General features: G+C 71.0%; 15 protein-coding genes and 3 tRNA genes. 13 read left to right on the forward strand and 5 right to left on the reverse strand.

Annotated elements, in window-relative coordinates; translation table 11 throughout:
* Positions 1-690: 690 nt before the first annotated feature.
* From ACMA1D_RS24385 to ACMA1D_RS24400, 4 genes are all read left to right on the forward strand, one after another.
* Positions 691-762: transfer RNA gene (locus ACMA1D_RS24385), tRNA-Gln, on the forward strand.
* Positions 763-803: 41 nt separating this feature from the next.
* Positions 804-876, forward strand: a tRNA-Glu gene (locus ACMA1D_RS24390).
* Between the two features lie 62 nt (positions 877-938).
* Positions 939-1,014, forward strand: a tRNA-Glu gene (locus tag ACMA1D_RS24395).
* A 128-nt stretch (positions 1,015-1,142) separates the two neighbouring features.
* Positions 1,143-1,640, forward strand: a complete 498-nt coding sequence (locus ACMA1D_RS24400) for a DUF4188 domain-containing protein (RefSeq protein ID WP_414726147.1) — start codon at positions 1,143-1,145, stop codon at positions 1,638-1,640.
* A 195-nt stretch (positions 1,641-1,835) separates the two neighbouring features.
* Here the strand turns inward: ACMA1D_RS24400 and ndgR are convergent, their stop codons facing one another.
* Complete coding sequence (gene ndgR / locus ACMA1D_RS24405; RefSeq protein ID WP_414726148.1) at positions 1,836-2,552, reverse strand: IclR family transcriptional regulator NdgR; 717 nt, start codon at positions 2,550-2,552, stop codon at positions 1,836-1,838.
* A gap of 146 nt (positions 2,553-2,698) precedes the next feature.
* On the opposite strand from ndgR, the gene leuC reads away from it, so the two are divergent.
* From leuC to ACMA1D_RS24425, 4 genes are all read left to right on the forward strand, one after another.
* Entirely contained in the window at positions 2,699-4,123 is a 1,425-nt protein-coding gene (gene leuC / locus ACMA1D_RS24410) for a 3-isopropylmalate dehydratase large subunit (RefSeq protein WP_414726149.1), read from the forward strand.
* Positions 4,124-4,128: 5 nt separating this feature from the next.
* Positions 4,129-4,722 (forward strand): 3-isopropylmalate dehydratase small subunit, encoded by a 594-nt coding sequence (gene leuD / locus ACMA1D_RS24415; protein ID WP_414726150.1) that lies wholly within the window; start codon positions 4,129-4,131, stop codon positions 4,720-4,722.
* 126 nt (positions 4,723-4,848) lie between these two features.
* Entirely contained in the window at positions 4,849-5,094 is a 246-nt protein-coding gene (locus tag ACMA1D_RS24420) for a hypothetical protein (RefSeq protein ID WP_414726151.1), read from the forward strand.
* Positions 5,095-5,219: 125 nt separating this feature from the next.
* A complete protein-coding gene (locus tag ACMA1D_RS24425; protein ID WP_414726152.1) occupies positions 5,220-5,906 on the forward strand; it encodes an HU family DNA-binding protein in 687 nt (228 codons plus the stop codon).
* 888 nt (positions 5,907-6,794) lie between these two features.
* On the opposite strand, the gene ACMA1D_RS24430 is transcribed toward ACMA1D_RS24425, so the two are convergent.
* The gene (locus tag ACMA1D_RS24430) at positions 6,795-6,998 is read right to left on the reverse strand and encodes a hypothetical protein (protein WP_414726153.1); all 204 of its coding nucleotides are present in this window, start codon (positions 6,996-6,998) and stop codon (positions 6,795-6,797) included.
* 340 nt (positions 6,999-7,338) lie between these two features.
* The gene (cofC, locus tag ACMA1D_RS24435; RefSeq protein ID WP_414726154.1) at positions 7,339-8,016 is read right to left on the reverse strand and encodes a 2-phospho-L-lactate guanylyltransferase; all 678 of its coding nucleotides are present in this window, start codon (positions 8,014-8,016) and stop codon (positions 7,339-7,341) included.
* 179 nt (positions 8,017-8,195) lie between these two features.
* On the opposite strand from cofC, the gene ACMA1D_RS24440 reads away from it, so the two are divergent.
* From ACMA1D_RS24440 to ACMA1D_RS24450, 3 genes are all read left to right on the forward strand, one after another.
* A complete protein-coding gene (locus tag ACMA1D_RS24440) occupies positions 8,196-8,966 on the forward strand; it encodes a lysophospholipid acyltransferase family protein (protein WP_414726155.1) in 771 nt (256 codons plus the stop codon).
* Complete coding sequence (locus ACMA1D_RS24445; RefSeq protein WP_414726156.1) at positions 8,963-9,964, forward strand: NAD(P)H-dependent glycerol-3-phosphate dehydrogenase; 1,002 nt, start codon at positions 8,963-8,965, stop codon at positions 9,962-9,964. The genes ACMA1D_RS24440 and ACMA1D_RS24445 overlap by 4 nt, the downstream gene beginning before the upstream one ends.
* Before the next feature lie 712 nt (positions 9,965-10,676).
* The gene (locus tag ACMA1D_RS24450) at positions 10,677-11,861 is read left to right on the forward strand and encodes a D-alanine--D-alanine ligase family protein (protein ID WP_414726157.1); all 1,185 of its coding nucleotides are present in this window, start codon (positions 10,677-10,679) and stop codon (positions 11,859-11,861) included.
* Positions 11,862-12,320: 459 nt separating this feature from the next.
* On the opposite strand, the gene ACMA1D_RS24455 is transcribed toward ACMA1D_RS24450, so the two are convergent.
* Together ACMA1D_RS24455 and ACMA1D_RS24460 are read right to left on the reverse strand one after the other, a co-directional pair.
* Positions 12,321-12,809 carry a DUF3515 domain-containing protein gene (locus ACMA1D_RS24455; protein WP_414726158.1) on the reverse strand — a complete coding sequence of 163 codons (489 nt, stop codon included), beginning with the start codon at positions 12,807-12,809 and terminating at the stop codon, positions 12,321-12,323.
* A gap of 20 nt (positions 12,810-12,829) precedes the next feature.
* Complete coding sequence (locus ACMA1D_RS24460) at positions 12,830-13,063, reverse strand: Lrp/AsnC family transcriptional regulator (protein WP_349990187.1); 234 nt, start codon at positions 13,061-13,063, stop codon at positions 12,830-12,832.
* 161 nt (positions 13,064-13,224) lie between these two features.
* Here ACMA1D_RS24460 and ACMA1D_RS24465 point away from each other — a divergent pair, with 161 nt between their 5' ends.
* Both ACMA1D_RS24465 and thiD read left to right on the forward strand, forming a co-directional pair.
* The gene (locus ACMA1D_RS24465) at positions 13,225-14,199 is read left to right on the forward strand and encodes a thiamine-phosphate kinase (RefSeq protein WP_414726159.1); all 975 of its coding nucleotides are present in this window, start codon (positions 13,225-13,227) and stop codon (positions 14,197-14,199) included.
* A gap of 429 nt (positions 14,200-14,628) precedes the next feature.
* Positions 14,629-15,453: a bifunctional hydroxymethylpyrimidine kinase/phosphomethylpyrimidine kinase gene (thiD, locus tag ACMA1D_RS24470; RefSeq protein ID WP_414726160.1), complete on the forward strand. Its 825-nt coding sequence runs from the start codon at positions 14,629-14,631 to the stop codon at positions 15,451-15,453.
* Positions 15,454-15,524: the final 71 nt, after the last annotated feature.

Below are 15,524 nucleotides of genomic sequence, written 5' to 3' on the forward strand. Positions count from 1 at the left end.
CCCCCCCCCCCCCCCCCCCCCCCCCCCCCCCCCCCCCCCCCCCCCCCCCCGCTCCGTCGTCCACGCGCGGCGCCCCACGACCGTGGCCGCACGGAGTACGGAGCCAGGAGCGGGCCGGGACCTCCGCGGTGCCGACCGGCACCCGCGCGCGAGGAACGGGCCCCGCCGCGTACGGGAGGGCACGGGGCGGACCAGCCCGTACGGGGGTACGGCGCAGCGGGGGCGGCTCCGTGCGCGTACGGGCGGGCGCGGCGCAGGTGGGTACGGTCCAGCTCCGCCGCGTACGGCCCGTACGGTGCGGGCGGACCCGCCCCGTACGGGCCCGTGGTGACTCGCTCGCCGCGCCCCGTTGCCCCGCACATGGCGGGCTGCCGAAGCCGGGGTGACGTTGCGGGCGGCGGGACGGGAACGACGGACCGCCCCGGATGGCCGGCACACCCGCCCTACCGCGCTCCGTACGGCGCCACGGGGCGCAGCAGGGGGCGGGCGCCGGCCCTGTGCGCACCGGGCGCCGCACGGCAGTCCGACCCACCCAGAACGCCTGCGGGGCCGCCCGCGGATGCGGTATCGGTTTTGGTGCCCCGCCCCCCGTCGGGTAATGTTCTTCCTGCGCCGCCCGCGAGGGGCCACGGAGCCCCAACGGAAAGCGCAAGCCAAACAAGAATCCCCAGCAGGGGGTTTGAGTTTTGGTGGGCTATGGTGTAATTGGCAGCACGACTGATTCTGGTTCAGTTAGTCTAGGTTCGAGTCCTGGTAGCCCAGCAAGGAATCTCTCGTCAGACTCCTTGATCCTGTAGTGACACGCCCCCGTTGTGTAGCGGCCTAGCACGCTGCCCTCTCAAGGCAGTAGCGCCGGTTCGAATCCGGTCGGGGGTACTGATCCTGACCCCGTCACCATCCGGAGATATCCCGGAGGCGACGATGAATGGATCGCTAGGGCCCCCGTTGTGTAGCGGCCTAGCACGCCGCCCTCTCAAGGCGGTAGCGCCGGTTCGAATCCGGTCGGGGGTACCAAAAGAGAAATGGCCTTCTCAGCAATTCGGGAAGGCCATTTCTTTTGTTTCTTCACTTCTTTGCCTCCACCGCCCGCACCGACCCCTGCGGTCTGGCGCCGGACCCGGGACCTCCCGCACAGTGTCCTGATGACCAGCAGCGGCGCACACATCGGACCCATCCCCGGGAGAGTCACCGCAGACGCCCACGGTGACCTGGTCGTCTTTCTCATCGGAATGCGCTTCAACCGCTTCACGGCGATCAACGCCTGGCTGCCCGTTCTCCGCGCCATGCCGCGCATGCTGCGCAAATTGTCAGCGGACGACGACAGCGGACTCCTGGGCCACCGCTCGCTCCTCGATCCACCGCGGGGCATCTACCTCGTGCAGTACTGGCAATCCATGGAAAAGCTCCTGGCGTACGCCGCCAATCCCTCCCAGGAGCACCATCCGGCCTGGGCCGCATTCCAACGCCGGGTCCGCACCAGCGGGGGCCGCGTGGGCATCTGGCACGAGACCTATCAGGTACGGGCCGGCTGCTACGAGAGCGTTTACGTCGATATGCCGCTGCACGGCCTCGGTGAAGTCGCCGGCGTCGTCCCCATCACGTCCCGCGGGAATCGTGCGGCCCAGCGCCTCGGGCGGTGAACCCCACCGCCCACATTTCCCGTTCCCACCCCTGACAGGTGGGCCGGGCGCTCCGTCCCGTACCCCGTGTAGCGCCGTACCTCCAGCCGCTGCGCCCTCAACGCTGAGCCCCGTACGGGTGCCGGCGGCAGAACGCCGCGACGGCGCGTACGGGGCGCGGCGTCCCTTCGCGCACGGGGCGCGGAGCAGGGGCCGTCAGCCTGCGCGGCGCAGGGCCTCCGAGAGGCGCACCGCGGCGTCTATGACCGCCTGGGCGTGCATGCGGCCGGGGTGCCGGGTGAGGCGCTCGATGGGGCCCGAGACGGAGACGGCGGCCACCACGCGGTTGGACGGGCCCCGTACCGGCGCGGAGACGGAGGCCACGCCGGGCTCCCGCTCGCCGATCGACTGGGCCCAGCCGCGGCGACGTACGCCCGAGAGCGCCGTGGCCGTGAACCGGGCGCCCTGGAGCCCGCGGTGCAGCCGCTCGGGCTCCTCCCAGGCCATCAGGATCTGGGCGGCCGAGCCCGCCTTCATCGGCAGCGTCGAACCGACCGGCACCGTGTCCCGCAGTCCGGACAGCCGTTCCGCCGCGGCGACGCAGATGCGCATGTCGCCCTGGCGCCGGTAGAGCTGGGCGCTCTCGCCGGTGACGTCCCGGAGGTGGGTGAGCACCGGCCCCGCAGTGGCCAGCAGCCGGTCCTCGCCGGCCGCAGCGGCCAGTTCGGCCAGCCGCGGGCCGAGGATGAACCGGCCCTGCATGTCGCGCGCCACCATCCGGTGGTGTTCGAGCGCGACCGCGAGCCGGTGCGCCGTGGGGCGCGCCAGGCCGGTCGCGGAGACCAGGCTCGCGAGGGTGGCCGGGCCGGCCTCCAGTGCGCTGAGTACCAGAGCCGCCTTGTCGAGTACGCCGACGCCGCTAGAGTTGTCCATGCAACGATACTCGCGTCTCACAGTATGAAACGCAAGTTCAAATTTTCGCGGCAGCCGCCAATCTGGAGACGGCGCCGGGCCTTCAGGGCGGCGCTCCCACGAACACACGAGTTGGGTCGGCAGCGACGCCGCCCGGAGGGACAGCGATGGGACGGACACTGGCGGAGAAGGTCTGGGACGACCACGTCGTTCGGCGCGCCGAGGGCGAGCCCGACTTGCTCTTCATCGATCTCCACCTGCTGCACGAGGTCACCAGCCCGCAGGCGTTCGACGGGCTCCGTAAGGCAGGACGGCGGGTGCGGCGAACCGACCTCACCATCGCGACCGAGGACCACAACACGCCGACCCTCGACATCGACAAGCCGATCGCGGACCCCGTCTCCCGCACCCAGTTGGAGACGCTCCGCAAGAACTGCGCCGAGTTCGGCGTGCGGCTGCACCCGCTCGGCGACGTGGAGCAGGGCGTGGTCCACGTGGTCGGGCCCCAGTTGGGGCTGACCCAGCCGGGCACCACGGTGGTGTGTGGGGACAGTCACACCTCCACCCACGGGGCGTTCGGGGCGCTGGCGTTCGGCATCGGCACCTCCCAGGTGGAGCACGTGCTGGCCACCCAGACGCTGCCGCTGGCCCCGTTCAAGACGATGGCCATCACGGTGCGGGGCGAGCTCCCCGCGGACGTCACCGCCAAGGACCTGATCCTCGCGATCATCGCGGAGATCGGCACCGGCGGCGGCCAGGGCTACGTCATCGAGTACCGCGGCGCGGCCATCGAGAAGTTGTCGATGGAGGCCCGGATGACCGTGTGCAACATGTCCATCGAAGCCGGGGCCCGCGCCGGCATGATCGCGCCGGACGAGACCACCTTCGCCTACCTCAAGGGCCGCGACCACGCGCCCGTGGGCGAGCAGTGGGAGGAGGCGGTGGAGTACTGGCGCACCCTGCGCACCGACGCGGACGCCACCTTCGACCGCGAGGTGGTCATCGACGCGGCCTCGCTGGCCCCGTTCGTCACCTGGGGCACCAATCCGGGGCAGGGTGCCCCGTTGTCGGCGGCCGTGCCCGACCCCGCCTCGTACGAGGACGCCAGCGAGCGCCTGGCGGCCGAAAAGGCCCTGGAGTACATGGGCTTGACGGCCGGTCAGAAGCTGCGGGACGTCCAGGTGGACACGGTCTTCGTGGGCTCGTGCACCAACGGCCGGATCGAGGACCTGCGGGCGGCTGCCGGCATCCTCGACGGGCGTCAGGTCGCCGACGGGGTGCGGATGCTGGTCGTTCCCGGGTCGGTACGGGTGGCGCTCCAGGCGGTGCAGGAGGGGCTCGACAAGGTCTTCACGACCGCCGGGGCCGAGTGGCGACACGCCGGCTGCTCCATGTGCCTGGGGATGAACCCCGACCAGTTGGCGCCCGGCGAACGCTCCGCCTCCACCTCCAACCGCAACTTCGAGGGCCGACAGGGCAAGGGTGGCCGCACGCATCTGGTTTCGCCCCAGGTCGCCGCCGCCACCGCCGTGCTGGGTCGGCTGGCATCGCCCGCCGACCTGGCCCCGTCAACCGCTCCCGTGGGGGTCTGAGAATCATGGAAGCATTCACCACGCACACCGGCCGCGCCGTTCCGCTGCGGCGCAGCAACGTCGACACGGACCAGATCATCCCGGCACACTGGCTGAAGCGGGTGACCCGCGACGGTTTCGAGGACGGTCTCTTCGAGGCGTGGCGCAAGGGCGCCGAGTTCGTACTGAACCGGCCCGAGCGCTCCGGGGCGACGGTGCTGGTCGCCGGGCCGGACTTCGGTACCGGCTCCTCGCGCGAACACGCGGTCTGGGCGTTGCAGAACTACGGCTTCAAGGCGGTCATCTCGGCGCGGTTCGCCGACATCTTCCGCGGAAACTCACTCAAGAACGGTTTGCTGACGGTGGTCTTGCCGCAAGAAACGGTGGAGCGCCTGTGGGAGCTGACCGAGGCGGACCCGGGCGTCGAGGTCACCGTGGACCTGGTAGACCGCCAGGTTCGAGCGGCTGACGTAACGGCCGAATTTGAGCTTGACGAGAACGCTCGTTGGCGACTGCTTGAGGGACTGGACGACATCAGCCTGACCCTCCGCCAAGAGGCCGAAATCGCTGCGTACGAGGCTGCTCGACCCGCCTTCAAACCCCATACTTCGCAGGTCTAAGGCCCCCCGGTGCTCCGTGTACGGGGCACGTTTGGCACGATGCGTCGTCGGTCTCCGGACCGGCGGCGCATCGTCGTGTTGGGGCCCCATGAGGCGACAACTCGCTGTAGATGGCACAATCAACGTATGGAACGCGACACCCAACTCCAGCTCTACGGGTTCGTCGCGGACCAACTCAAAGAAGCGCATGCAAGGGTGCGCTCACTGCAAGTCCCGGAGGGCGTACGGATGGCGCTGTCCCGGAAGCTGCTGGTCATCACGGCGGCAGCGAAGCACGATCTGGCAGGCGCGGCGCGGCGTCTGGACCGGTTGATGAACGACCTCGACGAGGGCCGCTTCCCTGAAGATCGCGACAGCGACGGAACTCCGTGAAGGTCGAGTTCGTTGCGGCACAAGGGTGATTAGCCCGTTTCGTGTTTGATTTGCGGTATATATCTGCCTAACGTGCGAAAAAGCTTGAACAGATTCGTTCCAGCTATGTCTCCGAAGGGGAAGACGTGAACAAGGCGCAGCTCGTGGAAGCCATTGCCGACAAGCTCGGCGGACGCCAGAACGCCGCGGATGCGGTGGATGCGGTACTGGACGCCATCGTCCGCGCGGTCGTCGGCGGTGACCGGGTTTCGGTTACCGGTTTCGGCTCGTTCGAGAAGGTTGACCGCCCGGCGCGGTACGCCCGCAACCCGCAGACCGGTGAGCGGGTCCGGGTCAAGAAGACCTCGGTGCCTCGCTTCCGCGCCGGCCAGGGCTTCAAGGACCTGGTGAGCGGTTCGAAGAAGCTCCCGAAGAACGATGTGGCCGTCAAGAAGGCGCCCAAGGGCAGCCTCTCCGGCGGTTCTTCCACGCGTACGACGGCCAAGGCCGCGGCAAAGAAGGCCACCGCGAAGAAGACGGCCACGGCCAAGAAGGCCACGGCTGCCGCGAAGAAGGTCACGCCGGCGAAGAAGACCACGACCGCGGCCAAGAAGGCGGCGACCGCGAAGAAGACCACGGCCAAGAAGGCCAGCGCCGCGAAGAAGACCACCGCGGTCAAGGCCACGCCGGCCAAGAAGACCACGGCCGCGGCCAAGAAGGTCACCGCCAAGAAGACCGCGCCGGCAAAGAAGGCGACGGCCAAGAAGGCTCCCGCGCGCAAGACCACGGCGCGCAAGACCACCGCCAAGAAGACCACCGCCAGGAAGAAGTAGGTCGGCGGCGGCACCGTCTCGCTCAGCACCTCGCCGGGCCGGACTCCCCTCAGGGGAGCCCGGCCCGCGGTGCGTTCTGGCCCCGACGCCACCGCTGAGACGGGAGACGGCGCGCCCCGGAGCGCACAGACCGGCGCGCGCCTATCGCGTGAGCGCCGAGAACTCGCCGTACGGGGCCGTGGCTCAGGGCGGGCATGCCGCCCACTCAGCGGGGTGAAGCATCGCGTGCGCGGCTGTGGCTGGTAGCTGGTGCTGGTGGCGCTGGCAGCGGCAGGAGCGGTGGCGGTGGAAGTGGCGGTGGTGCCTGTGCTCGTGCCGGCAGGGGGTTTCGTGCACCTGGTGGCGTGAGGGCCGCCCGCCGCGAAGTGAAGCACCGTGCGCCTGCCCCGTACTGGCGGTGGGTTACGGGCACGGGTCAGCCGGCTCGTTGGGAGGGACGGAGGCCACGGGGCAGCGGGGCTGGGATGTTGACGCTGGGGCACGGGGCACGGGGCACGGGGCACGGGGCACGGGGCACGGGCGAGCGGCGCGCGGCCTCGCGCGCGGGGTGCGGCGTACTGCACGAAGCGGGGGAGTCCCGTTGCCTTGGCACGGAGCACGGAGCACGGAGCACGGAGCACGGAGCACGGAGCACGGAGCACGGAGCAATGGGGGAGGGCTTGCGGGTTACGGGGTGTGGCGGTTCTGTTTGCGCGAGGCGAGGCGAGGCGAGGCGAGGCGAGGCGAGCAGGCGCCCGCGGTTGGGTCCGGGAGGCGTCTAGCCGGCGTGCGGCGGGTGCCCGTGCTCGAAGGGTGCCCGTGACGGCTCTAGGGCGCACGAGGCGTGCGAGAGCCGGTCGTCGCACGCGTACCGCGGTACGCCGGTGGGGCTGGCCCCTGGCGCCGGGCCTAGAACGTCTGGAGCGTCACCAGGGTCACGCGGCGGGCGTCGCCCTCACCGTCGACCTCGATCCGTACCCGCTGTCCGGGCCGCAACAGGCGCAACCCGCCGGCGTCGAAGGCCGCTGCGTCGAACGGCACCGGGGTGCCGTCGTCGAGCAGCACACTGCCCGCGCGCGTGTCGGGGTCGTACGTGTAAGCGGTTGCCTGCATGCGGAGCAGCGTAGCCCGCGCGGGGAGCGGCCCGTACCGCGTGGTCCGCGTACCGTGCGGCGCCTTCGGTGCACGGGGCTCTGCGCTCCGTAGCTGTGCTTCGTGGCCTACGCGTTGTGGCGGGTGCTCCGTGATGAGTGTCGCCCCGTATCCCCGAGGGCGGTGGAACGGGGCCGCGCTCTCGCGCTGTGCCTGGGGAGCGCTCTGTGCGTCACGCCCCAGACCCCGTGCCCCGTGCCCCGTGCCCCGTGGCGAACGCTCCGTCCCGCTCCGTGCCGTGCGCCACGGAGCGCAGCGAGCGGCGGGCGTGGTGGGGAACAGGGCGCGCGGGTCGGCGACGTCAACCGTGGGGCAGGGGGGAGCCGGCGGGTGCGCTCGGGGTCGGCGGCGGAGTGTCGTCGATGCCGAGAAGAGCGGCCGTATGCGGCCCCACTCCCATCAGGACCGCCGCACGGAGATCGGGCCCGGTATCCACGTCCTGCCGAACACTGGGTACGTCCGGGAGGGAAATGTCATGGGCGCCGGTAGCCCGGTGACGGGCGCGCGAAGGACCACCGAAAGCCGGATTTAGTTCCCATTGTGGGGCGGCTGCCAGGAATGTGGTGCCGATTCCTGCGGCGTCCGCCAGAAAGGCGCGGCGGAATTCCGACGCGGTCGTCAGAACACGGTCGAGTTCCATGGGGCGGAGCGCCGGCAGATCGGCGTTGAGCGCGGCGACCGGCGCTTCGGGCCGCCGCGCGCGTACCGTGGCGGCGCCGTGTGCCAGCGCCGCGTTCAGGCCCTTCCCGGGAGTGTCGGGTACGGCCAGCGCGCCGAGCGCCGTCAATTCGTCGGCCGCCAGCGGATCGTCCGTGACAACCACCACATCCCGTACCGCGGGACACGCCAGCGCCGCCCGCACCGTGTCCTGTGCGAATGCGAGCGCAAGCCCGGGACGCAGGTCATCCGATGTGGCCGCGGCCAGCCGGCTCTTCGCGCGGGACAGCGGTTTCAGCGGTACCACCAGGCTCCAGCTCATGCCCGCTTCACTCGCTCCGTCTCTGTGCACGTGCATCATTCTTGCCTGCTGCCGAAGCTGCCCGGGACCGCCGGGGTTACGGTGTCCTCGACAGACCAGATACCTGGGGCGACACTTGTGCGGCTGCCCGGGTGGCAGCAACCCAGCAGGTCAGCAGGTCCCAAGAGGAGGACGTCCGAGTGCCCCGCCACAGAATCGGCTTCTGGTACCGCCTGGCCGCGGTCTTCGTGAAGCCGCCGCTCGTGATTCTGTTCAAACGGGACTGGCGTGGAATGGAGAACGTTCCAGCCCACGGCGGATTCATCACCGCGATCAACCACAACTCGTATCTCGACCCGCTGGCGTATGCGCACTTCCAGTACAACACCGGGCGCGTGCCGCGATTCCTCGCGAAGTCCAGTCTCTTCAAGGTGCCCGTTATCGGGCGGTTCTTCCACGGGCTCCAGCTCATTCCGGTCTACCGCGAGTCCACGGACGCCGCCAACGCGTTCCGGGCTGCCGTCGGCGCGATCGAGAAGGGGGAATGCGTCGCTTTCTACCCCGAGGGGACGCTCACCCGGGACCCGGATCAGTGGCCGATGCGGGCGAAGACCGGCGCCGCCCGAGTCGCCCTGCTGACCAAGGCTCCGGTTATTCCGGTCGCGCAATGGGGTGCCAATGACGTGCTCCCGCCGTACGCCGGAGTAAAGAAATTGCGATTGTTTCCCCGTAAGACCTTCAAGGTGGTCGCGGGGCCGCCGGTGGACCTCTCCGCCTTCTACGGTCAGGAGCCGACCGTCGAGGTGCTGCGCGCCGCCACCGAGACGATCATGGCCGCCGTCACCGAACTCCTCGCCGAACTGCGCGAAGAACCCGTCCCCGCCCAGCGGCGCGGACAGTCGAAGGACGCCGCCGAGGGTCTAGGCTCCGTCGACCGTACGGACCGGAAGACCGAAGGGAACGCCACATGACGCGCTGCGCCGTCTTCGGCACCGGATCGTGGGGCACCGCCTTCGCGATCGTGCTGGCCGACGCGGGATGCGAGGTGACCCTGTGCGGTCGGCGCCCGGAGCCAGTGGCCGCGATCAACGAGGGCCGGGGCAACCCCGACTACCTGCCCGGAGTCCAGCTCCCCAGCACCGTACGGGCCACCACGGACCCGGCCGTCGCGGCCCGGGACGCCCAGTTCGCGGTGCTCACCGTGCCGGCCCAGACGCTGCGGGCCAACCTGGCCGGTTGGGCCCCGTTGCTGCCGCCCGACGCCGTGCTGGTGAGCCTGATGAAGGGCGTGGAACTCGGCACCGCCAAGCGGATGAGCGAGGTCATCGAGGAGGTCGCCGGGGTGGGCCCGGAGCGCGTCGCGGTGCTGACGGGGCCCAACCTCGCCAAGGAGGTCGCCGCGCGGCAGCCCGCCGCCGCGGTCGTCGCCTGCCGCGACGAGTCGGTGGCCCAGCGGCTCCAGGCGGCCTGCCACACCTCGTACTTCCGCCCGTACACCAACACCGACGTGGTCGGTTGCGAACTCGGTGGCGCGGTGAAGAACGTCATCGCCCTCGCGGTCGGAATCGCCGGCGGCATGGGGCTGGGCGACAACGCGAAGGCGTCCCTCATCACCCGGGGGCTGGCCGAGACGACCCGGCTGGGGCTGGCGATGGGCGCCGACGCGCACACCTTCGCCGGTCTCGCCGGCATGGGCGACCTGGTCGCCACCTGTTCCTCACCGCTCTCCCGCAACCACACCTTCGGCGCTAACCTCGGGCGCGGCATGACGTTGGCCGAGACCATCGCCGTGACCAAGCAGACCGCGGAGGGCGTCAAGTCCTGTGAGTCCGTACTCGACCTGGCACACCGACACCAGGTGGACATGCCGATCACGGAGACGGTGGTGAGCATCGTGCACGGCGGCAAGCCCCCGCTCGTGGCGCTCAAGGAACTGATGTCGCGCTCCGCCAAGCCCGAGCGCCACTGACCCCACACGCCACTACGCGCCACCGCGTGCCACGGGCAGCACCCGTCACTGGCATCACGCGCCGCTGACCCCACATGCCCCGGGCCGCGCCCCGTGGCGCGGCGTCGGCGGCGTGTTGGCGTGCGCCCCGGAGCGCACGCGAGAGTCACACTCGCGCTCCGGAGCGCACTCAGGGCGTGCAACGGCCAAGCGAGCGGGGCAAGCACCGCCCGCCCGCGGCACACTCGCCCCGTCGCCCCGTCGCCCCGTCGCCCCGTCGCCCCGTCGCGGGGAGAGGAGAGACGGGCGCGCATGTGCGGGACTCCCGTGCCTTGCCGTTCACCCTGGAAGGCGGTGCGGTAGGGCGGTGGGTTGACCCACACCGAGGGCCGCGGCGAGTGGGGGCGAGGCGGCCCGTACGGGCCGGGGCGGCAGAGGCCCGGGCACCGGCCCGGTAGGACAGCTCCACCGGGTCCTGAGGGAGAGCCCGTTGGCCGCTCCCTACGGTGCCCCGCGTCCTCACCCCGGCCCGCGTCCCCGCCCGGCCCGCGGCCCCGTCTCCTCCCTGCGGCCCGGCCTGCCGCGCACGGTCGACCGGCCCGGCCCGATGCGCCGGCGGCCAGCCGCTGCCAGCGGAAACATTGAGGTCAGCGGCCTGTGTTCACCGCGGTGAACGCCGGACACCGGCCGGGGAGACTGCCCGCCGCCAACGCCGCAAGGTAATCTCAAGCCGATGAGCAGCGAGTCCACTTCCCCCAGCCCCGTGCCCGCCTCCGGCCCCGTCGGCCGTAAGCCGCGCGTCGCCGTCGTGTTCGGCGGGCGTAGCTCCGAGCACGCCATTTCCGTCCTCACCGCGGGCGCCGTACTGGCGGCCATCGACCGTACGAAGTACGAGGTGCTGCCCCTCGGCATCACCGCGGACGGCCGGTGGGCACTGGCCGCTGACGAGCCGGAGCGGATGGCCATCAGCGACGGCACGCTGCCCAACGTCGACCAACTCGCGGAGTCGCCCGAGGGCGGCGTGGTGCTGCCGCTCAACGCCGGCAGCCGCGAGGTCGTCTACACCGAGCCCGGCTCCGTACCCAAGGCGCTCGGCGACGTCGACGTCGTCTTCCCCGTGCTCCACGGCCCCTACGGCGAGGACGGCACCCTCCAGGGCCTGCTGGAGCTGTCCGGCATCCCGTACGTGGGCGCCGGCGTGCTCGCCTCGGCCGTCGGGATGGACAAGGAGTACATGAAGCGGGTCTTCGACTCCTTCGGCCTGCCGGTGGGACCGTACGAGGTCGTCCGGGCGCGCGAGTGGGAGGCCGGGCCGGAGGGCGACCGGGGCGCGGTGGCGCGCAAGAAGATCGTGGACTTCGCGGCCGAACACGGTCTGCCGATCTTCGTGAAGCCGGCCCGCGCGGGCTCGTCGATGGGCATCAGCAAGGTCGATGACCTGTCGGAGATCGACGCGGCCGTCGAAGAGGCCAGGCGGCACGACCCCAAGATCATCGTCGAGGCGCTGTTGCGCGGGCGCGAGATCGAATGCGGCGTGCTGGAGTTCGAGGACGGGCCGCGGGCCAGTGTGCCGGCTGAGATCCCGCCGGTCACCGCCCACGACTTCTACGACTTCGAAGCGAAGTACATCGACTCCGCGGCCGGCATCGTGCCGGCGCCGCTCACCGCCGAGGAAACGGCACGCGTCCAGGAACTCGCCGTGGCCGCCTTCGACGCCATGTCCTGCGAGGGGCTGGCGCGGGTGGACTTCTTCCTGCGGGACAACGGCGAGTTCGTCATCAACGAGATCAACACGCTGCCCGGTTTCACGCCCATCTCCATGTACCCGCGGATGTGGCAGGAGAGCGGCGTCAGCTACCCCGAACTCGTGGACCGTCTCCTCCAGGCAGCCCTCAACCGCCCCACCGGCCTCCGCTAGCAGCCACGGCCCCGCGCGCGGGGTTGAGCGGACGGCAGCGCTTTCGGCCGGTGCTGCGGGTGCGGATCGGCGCCTTCATCGGACGTGCATCGCGCCGCAAGGGGGAGCGGCGCGGCCGGCGCTGGTTCGGACCGTACGACGTGAGGCTGAGCGAGGTGGACGGCGCGCTCGCACGGGCTCGTACGCGCATGGAACGGGTGCCTGTTGATGCGCCCCGGAGCGCCAGTGGTCGGAGGCGGAGCGCTCCGCACGCCGGCGCTGGTCCCGGAGGCGCGCCCGCCACCGCGCCCCGGAGCGCGGAAAGCCTCAAGGCCGGTCGATGACCACACGGCAGAGGGCGCCCCGTGTCATATGCCCTGCGCCTCGTTCCCCTGAAGGGGCGACTGGTCGCGTCGCGGCGTCCGTGGCGTTCAGTGCGGTGCGTGCAGGGTGGGGCGGGCCGGGGCGCTCGGCGTCGTCTCAGATTCCGGACGGGATGGTCTTCTGTACGGCCTCGGCGAGATCGGTCAGAGGATTGACCTCGGGTGCGTACTTCGACGGGACCGTCACCTCCACGAACGCCTTGCGGAGGGTCGTGGTGAACCGGTAGCCGTCGTCTTGTTTCTCCAGCAACCAGCCGACTCCGTTCACGTCAACGGAGTCGGCCGTGGGGTTGTAATGTTCACTGCCAGGCGTGAGGACGTCGGGCCGGGGCACGCCGCACCGCAGTTGCACACCGGGGTCTCCCCACACGGCGGTGAAATCCGAGGCGGGATCGGTCTTGCGGCGGTCCAGTCCGTCCACCGTCGCGGGCAGTTCCTTGTGGAGAGCCTTGCAGAACGTGATGGCCCGCGCCGACGGAGAGGGAACCGCGGGCGCCGCGGGTTCGTCGCTGTCAGAGCAGCCCACGGCGGACAAGAGCAGGATGGCGATGGGCAGACGGGGCCAGTGGCGCGGTGCAAAACTCACTGGGCCGAGGATACGGGGAGCTACAGATGCACGACCGGGCAGGTGAGGGTGCGGGTGATCCCGTCCACTTGCTGGACCTTGGCGACCACCATGTGACCGAGTTCATCCACCGTCTCCGCCTGGGCACGCACGATCACGTCGTACGGTCCGGTCACGTCTTCGGCCTGGATGACTCCTGGGATCTTGGCGATCACGTCGGCAACGGCCGAAGCCTTGCCGACCTCGGTCTGGATCAGAATGTACGCCTGTACCACGGAACCTCCAGGGCAGCGACGAGGATCATGTGGGGAGAAGGGACGCCACGGTACCGCGTTGTCAAGCGGTGCGGGGAGACCCGCGCGGCGTACGCGGCGTGGCGCCTGCTGGACGGGACAGCGGAGCGCAGGGCGGAAGAACAGTGCAAAGGGGCGATGGGATGAAGGGCACCGTGGGCGAATTGGGGGAGTTCGGGCTGATCAAGGAGCTCACGTCCCGACTCACCACCACCCCGGCGGTCCGACTGGGGCCGGGGGACGACGCCGCGGTGGTAGCCGCACCTGACCGTCGGGTGGTGGCCAGCACCGACGTACTGCTTGAGGGGCGGCACTTCCGTCGCGACTGGTCCACCGCGTACGACGTCGGACGCAAGGCGGCTGCGCAGAACCTCGCCGACATCGCCGCGATGGGCGCCGTGCCCACCGCCCTGCTGCTCGGGCTCGTCGTCCCGGCCGACCTCCCGGCGACGTGGGCGAACGAGCTGATGGACGGGTTGCGCGACGAGTGCCAGGTGGCGGGCGCCGCGGTGGTCGGCGGCGACGTCGTGCGCGGCGAGATCATCACCGTGGCCATCACGGCCCTGGGCGACTTGCGCAACCACGAGCCGGTCACGCGCTCCGGGGCGCAACCGGGCGATGTCGTGGCCGTTACGGGCTGGCTGGGCTGGTCCGCGGCCGGCCATGCGGTCCTCTCGCGCGGGTTCCGGTCCCCCCGCGCCTTCGTGGAGGCGCACCGGCGCCCCGAACCCCCGTACCACGCGGGTCCGGCCGCCGCCGGCCTCGGCGCGACGGCGATGACCGACGTCAGCGACGGCCTCGTCGCCGACCTCGGGCACATCGCCGAGGCCAGCAAGGTCCGGATCGACCTGCGTTCCGCCTCGATAGACATCCCCTCGCAGATGTCGGACATCGGGCAGGCGGTGGGCGTTGACCCGTTGCAGTGGGTGCTCAACGGCGGCGAGGACCACGCGATCGTGGCGACCTTCCCGGTCGACGTGAAGCTGCCCGCCCGCTGGAAGGTGATCGGCGAGGTGCGCAACCCGTCGGCGCTGCCGCAGGTGACGGTGGACGGCGCACCGTGGTCCAAGGCCGGCTGGGACCACTTCGGCGACATCGAGGACGCCGAGAGCGACTGAACCCATACGTGGCGCCCCGGACCCGTAGCAGCGGCTCCGGGGCGCCGCTGCGTCGTGCGGGCGCACCGTACGCGGGTACGGGGGAGGTGGCAGAGCGCCTGGGGCCGGCGCGGACATGATGACGGCGGGCAGACGGGCAGACGGCGCGGGCCGCAGGGGAGTGCGCCGCTCCGTTGAACGGGCCCTGACGCCTACGCTCCGTGCAGTGTCGTCCGGCGCGCGGAGCACGGCTCGCGCCCGGTGTACCTACGGCGCGGTTCGCCCCTCCTGTTGGACTTTGTCCCCCTCGACTTTGGTACGGCCACGGCGCCGTTCGTCCGCGGTATGGGCAGCGGGCCGAACCGTCGGTAGGCATGGCCGCCAGGGCTCGGGCTGCCCCGGTGAGGCCGCCCGTCGGGGCGCGCGACCGCAGGGCGTAGGTTCAGTGACATGACCACCCCACCCCCGCCCGTGAGCCCCGTTCCCACGGCCGTACCGCCCCGTGTCCTCACCGTCGCCGGATCCGACTCCGGCGGTGGAGCCGGCATCCAGGCCGACCTCAAGGCCATGCTGGCATTGGGCGCGCACGGCATGAGCGTGCTCACCGCGGTCACGGCACAGAACTCACTGGGCGTACGGGGCGCTTGGGAACTGCCCCTGGACGCGATCCGCGCCCAATTCCGCGCCGTCGTCGACGACATCGGCGTGCAGGCGGTCAAGACCGGCATGCTCGCCTCGCCAGAGATCGTGGAGACCGTCGCCGAACTGCTCGCGGCGCTCGACGTACCGGTCGTGGTGGACCCGGTCGGCGTCTCCAAGCACGGCGACTCGCTGTTGGCGAGGGAGGCGCTCGACGCGGTGCGCACCAAGCTGCTGCCGGTCGCCACCGTCGCCACCCCCAACCTCGACGAGGTGGCGCAGCTCACCGGCGTACGGGTCGGCACGGAGCGCGAGATGCGGCGGGCCGCCACCGCCGTCCTTGAGTTCGGCCCGCGCTGGGCGCTGGTGAAGGGTGGCCACCTACCGGGCGATGCGGTCGACCTCCTCACCGACGGTACGGAGGAACACTGGCTCCGTTCCGCACGCCTCGACAACCGCCACACCCACGGCACCGGTTGCACCCTCGCCAGCGCCATCGCCGCCCACCTGGCGCACGGCATGCCGGTACCGGAGGCCACGGCAGCGGCCAAGGAGTACGTCACCGGCGCCATCGCGGCCGGCTTCCCGTTGGGCACGGGCATCGGCCCGGTCGACCACGCCTGGCGCTGGCGCTAGCGGCCTGGGGCCCGTACCGCCGAACCGGTCCCGGCGACGGGGGCCCGGCCGATCCAGCGATGCGACCAGGG

Origin of the sequence: Streptomyces sp. 796.1, assembly GCF_047525675.1 — a bacterium.
Classification (GTDB): Bacteria; Actinomycetota; Actinomycetes; order Streptomycetales; family Streptomycetaceae; genus Streptomyces.

Excerpts from the sequence above, each read along its gene's own strand:
- ACMA1D_RS24400 (WP_414726147.1), top strand. The coding sequence starts at position 1,143 with ATGACCAGCAGCGGCGCACACATCGGACCCATCCCCGGGAGAGTCACC.
- ndgR (WP_414726148.1), bottom strand. The coding sequence starts at position 2,552 with ATGGACAACTCTAGCGGCGTCGGCGTACTCGACAAGGCGGCTCTGGTA.
- leuC (WP_414726149.1), top strand. The coding sequence starts at position 2,699 with ATGGGACGGACACTGGCGGAGAAGGTCTGGGACGACCACGTCGTTCGG.
- leuD (WP_414726150.1), top strand. The coding sequence starts at position 4,129 with ATGGAAGCATTCACCACGCACACCGGCCGCGCCGTTCCGCTGCGGCGC.
- ACMA1D_RS24420 (WP_414726151.1), top strand. The coding sequence starts at position 4,849 with ATGGAACGCGACACCCAACTCCAGCTCTACGGGTTCGTCGCGGACCAA.
- ACMA1D_RS24430 (WP_414726153.1), bottom strand. The coding sequence starts at position 6,998 with ATGCAGGCAACCGCTTACACGTACGACCCCGACACGCGCGCGGGCAGT.
- cofC (WP_414726154.1), bottom strand. The coding sequence starts at position 8,016 with ATGAGCTGGAGCCTGGTGGTACCGCTGAAACCGCTGTCCCGCGCGAAG.
- ACMA1D_RS24445 (WP_414726156.1), top strand. The coding sequence starts at position 8,963 with ATGACGCGCTGCGCCGTCTTCGGCACCGGATCGTGGGGCACCGCCTTC.
- ACMA1D_RS24450 (WP_414726157.1), top strand. The coding sequence starts at position 10,677 with ATGAGCAGCGAGTCCACTTCCCCCAGCCCCGTGCCCGCCTCCGGCCCC.
- ACMA1D_RS24465 (WP_414726159.1), top strand. The coding sequence starts at position 13,225 with ATGAAGGGCACCGTGGGCGAATTGGGGGAGTTCGGGCTGATCAAGGAG.
- thiD (WP_414726160.1), top strand. The coding sequence starts at position 14,629 with ATGACCACCCCACCCCCGCCCGTGAGCCCCGTTCCCACGGCCGTACCG.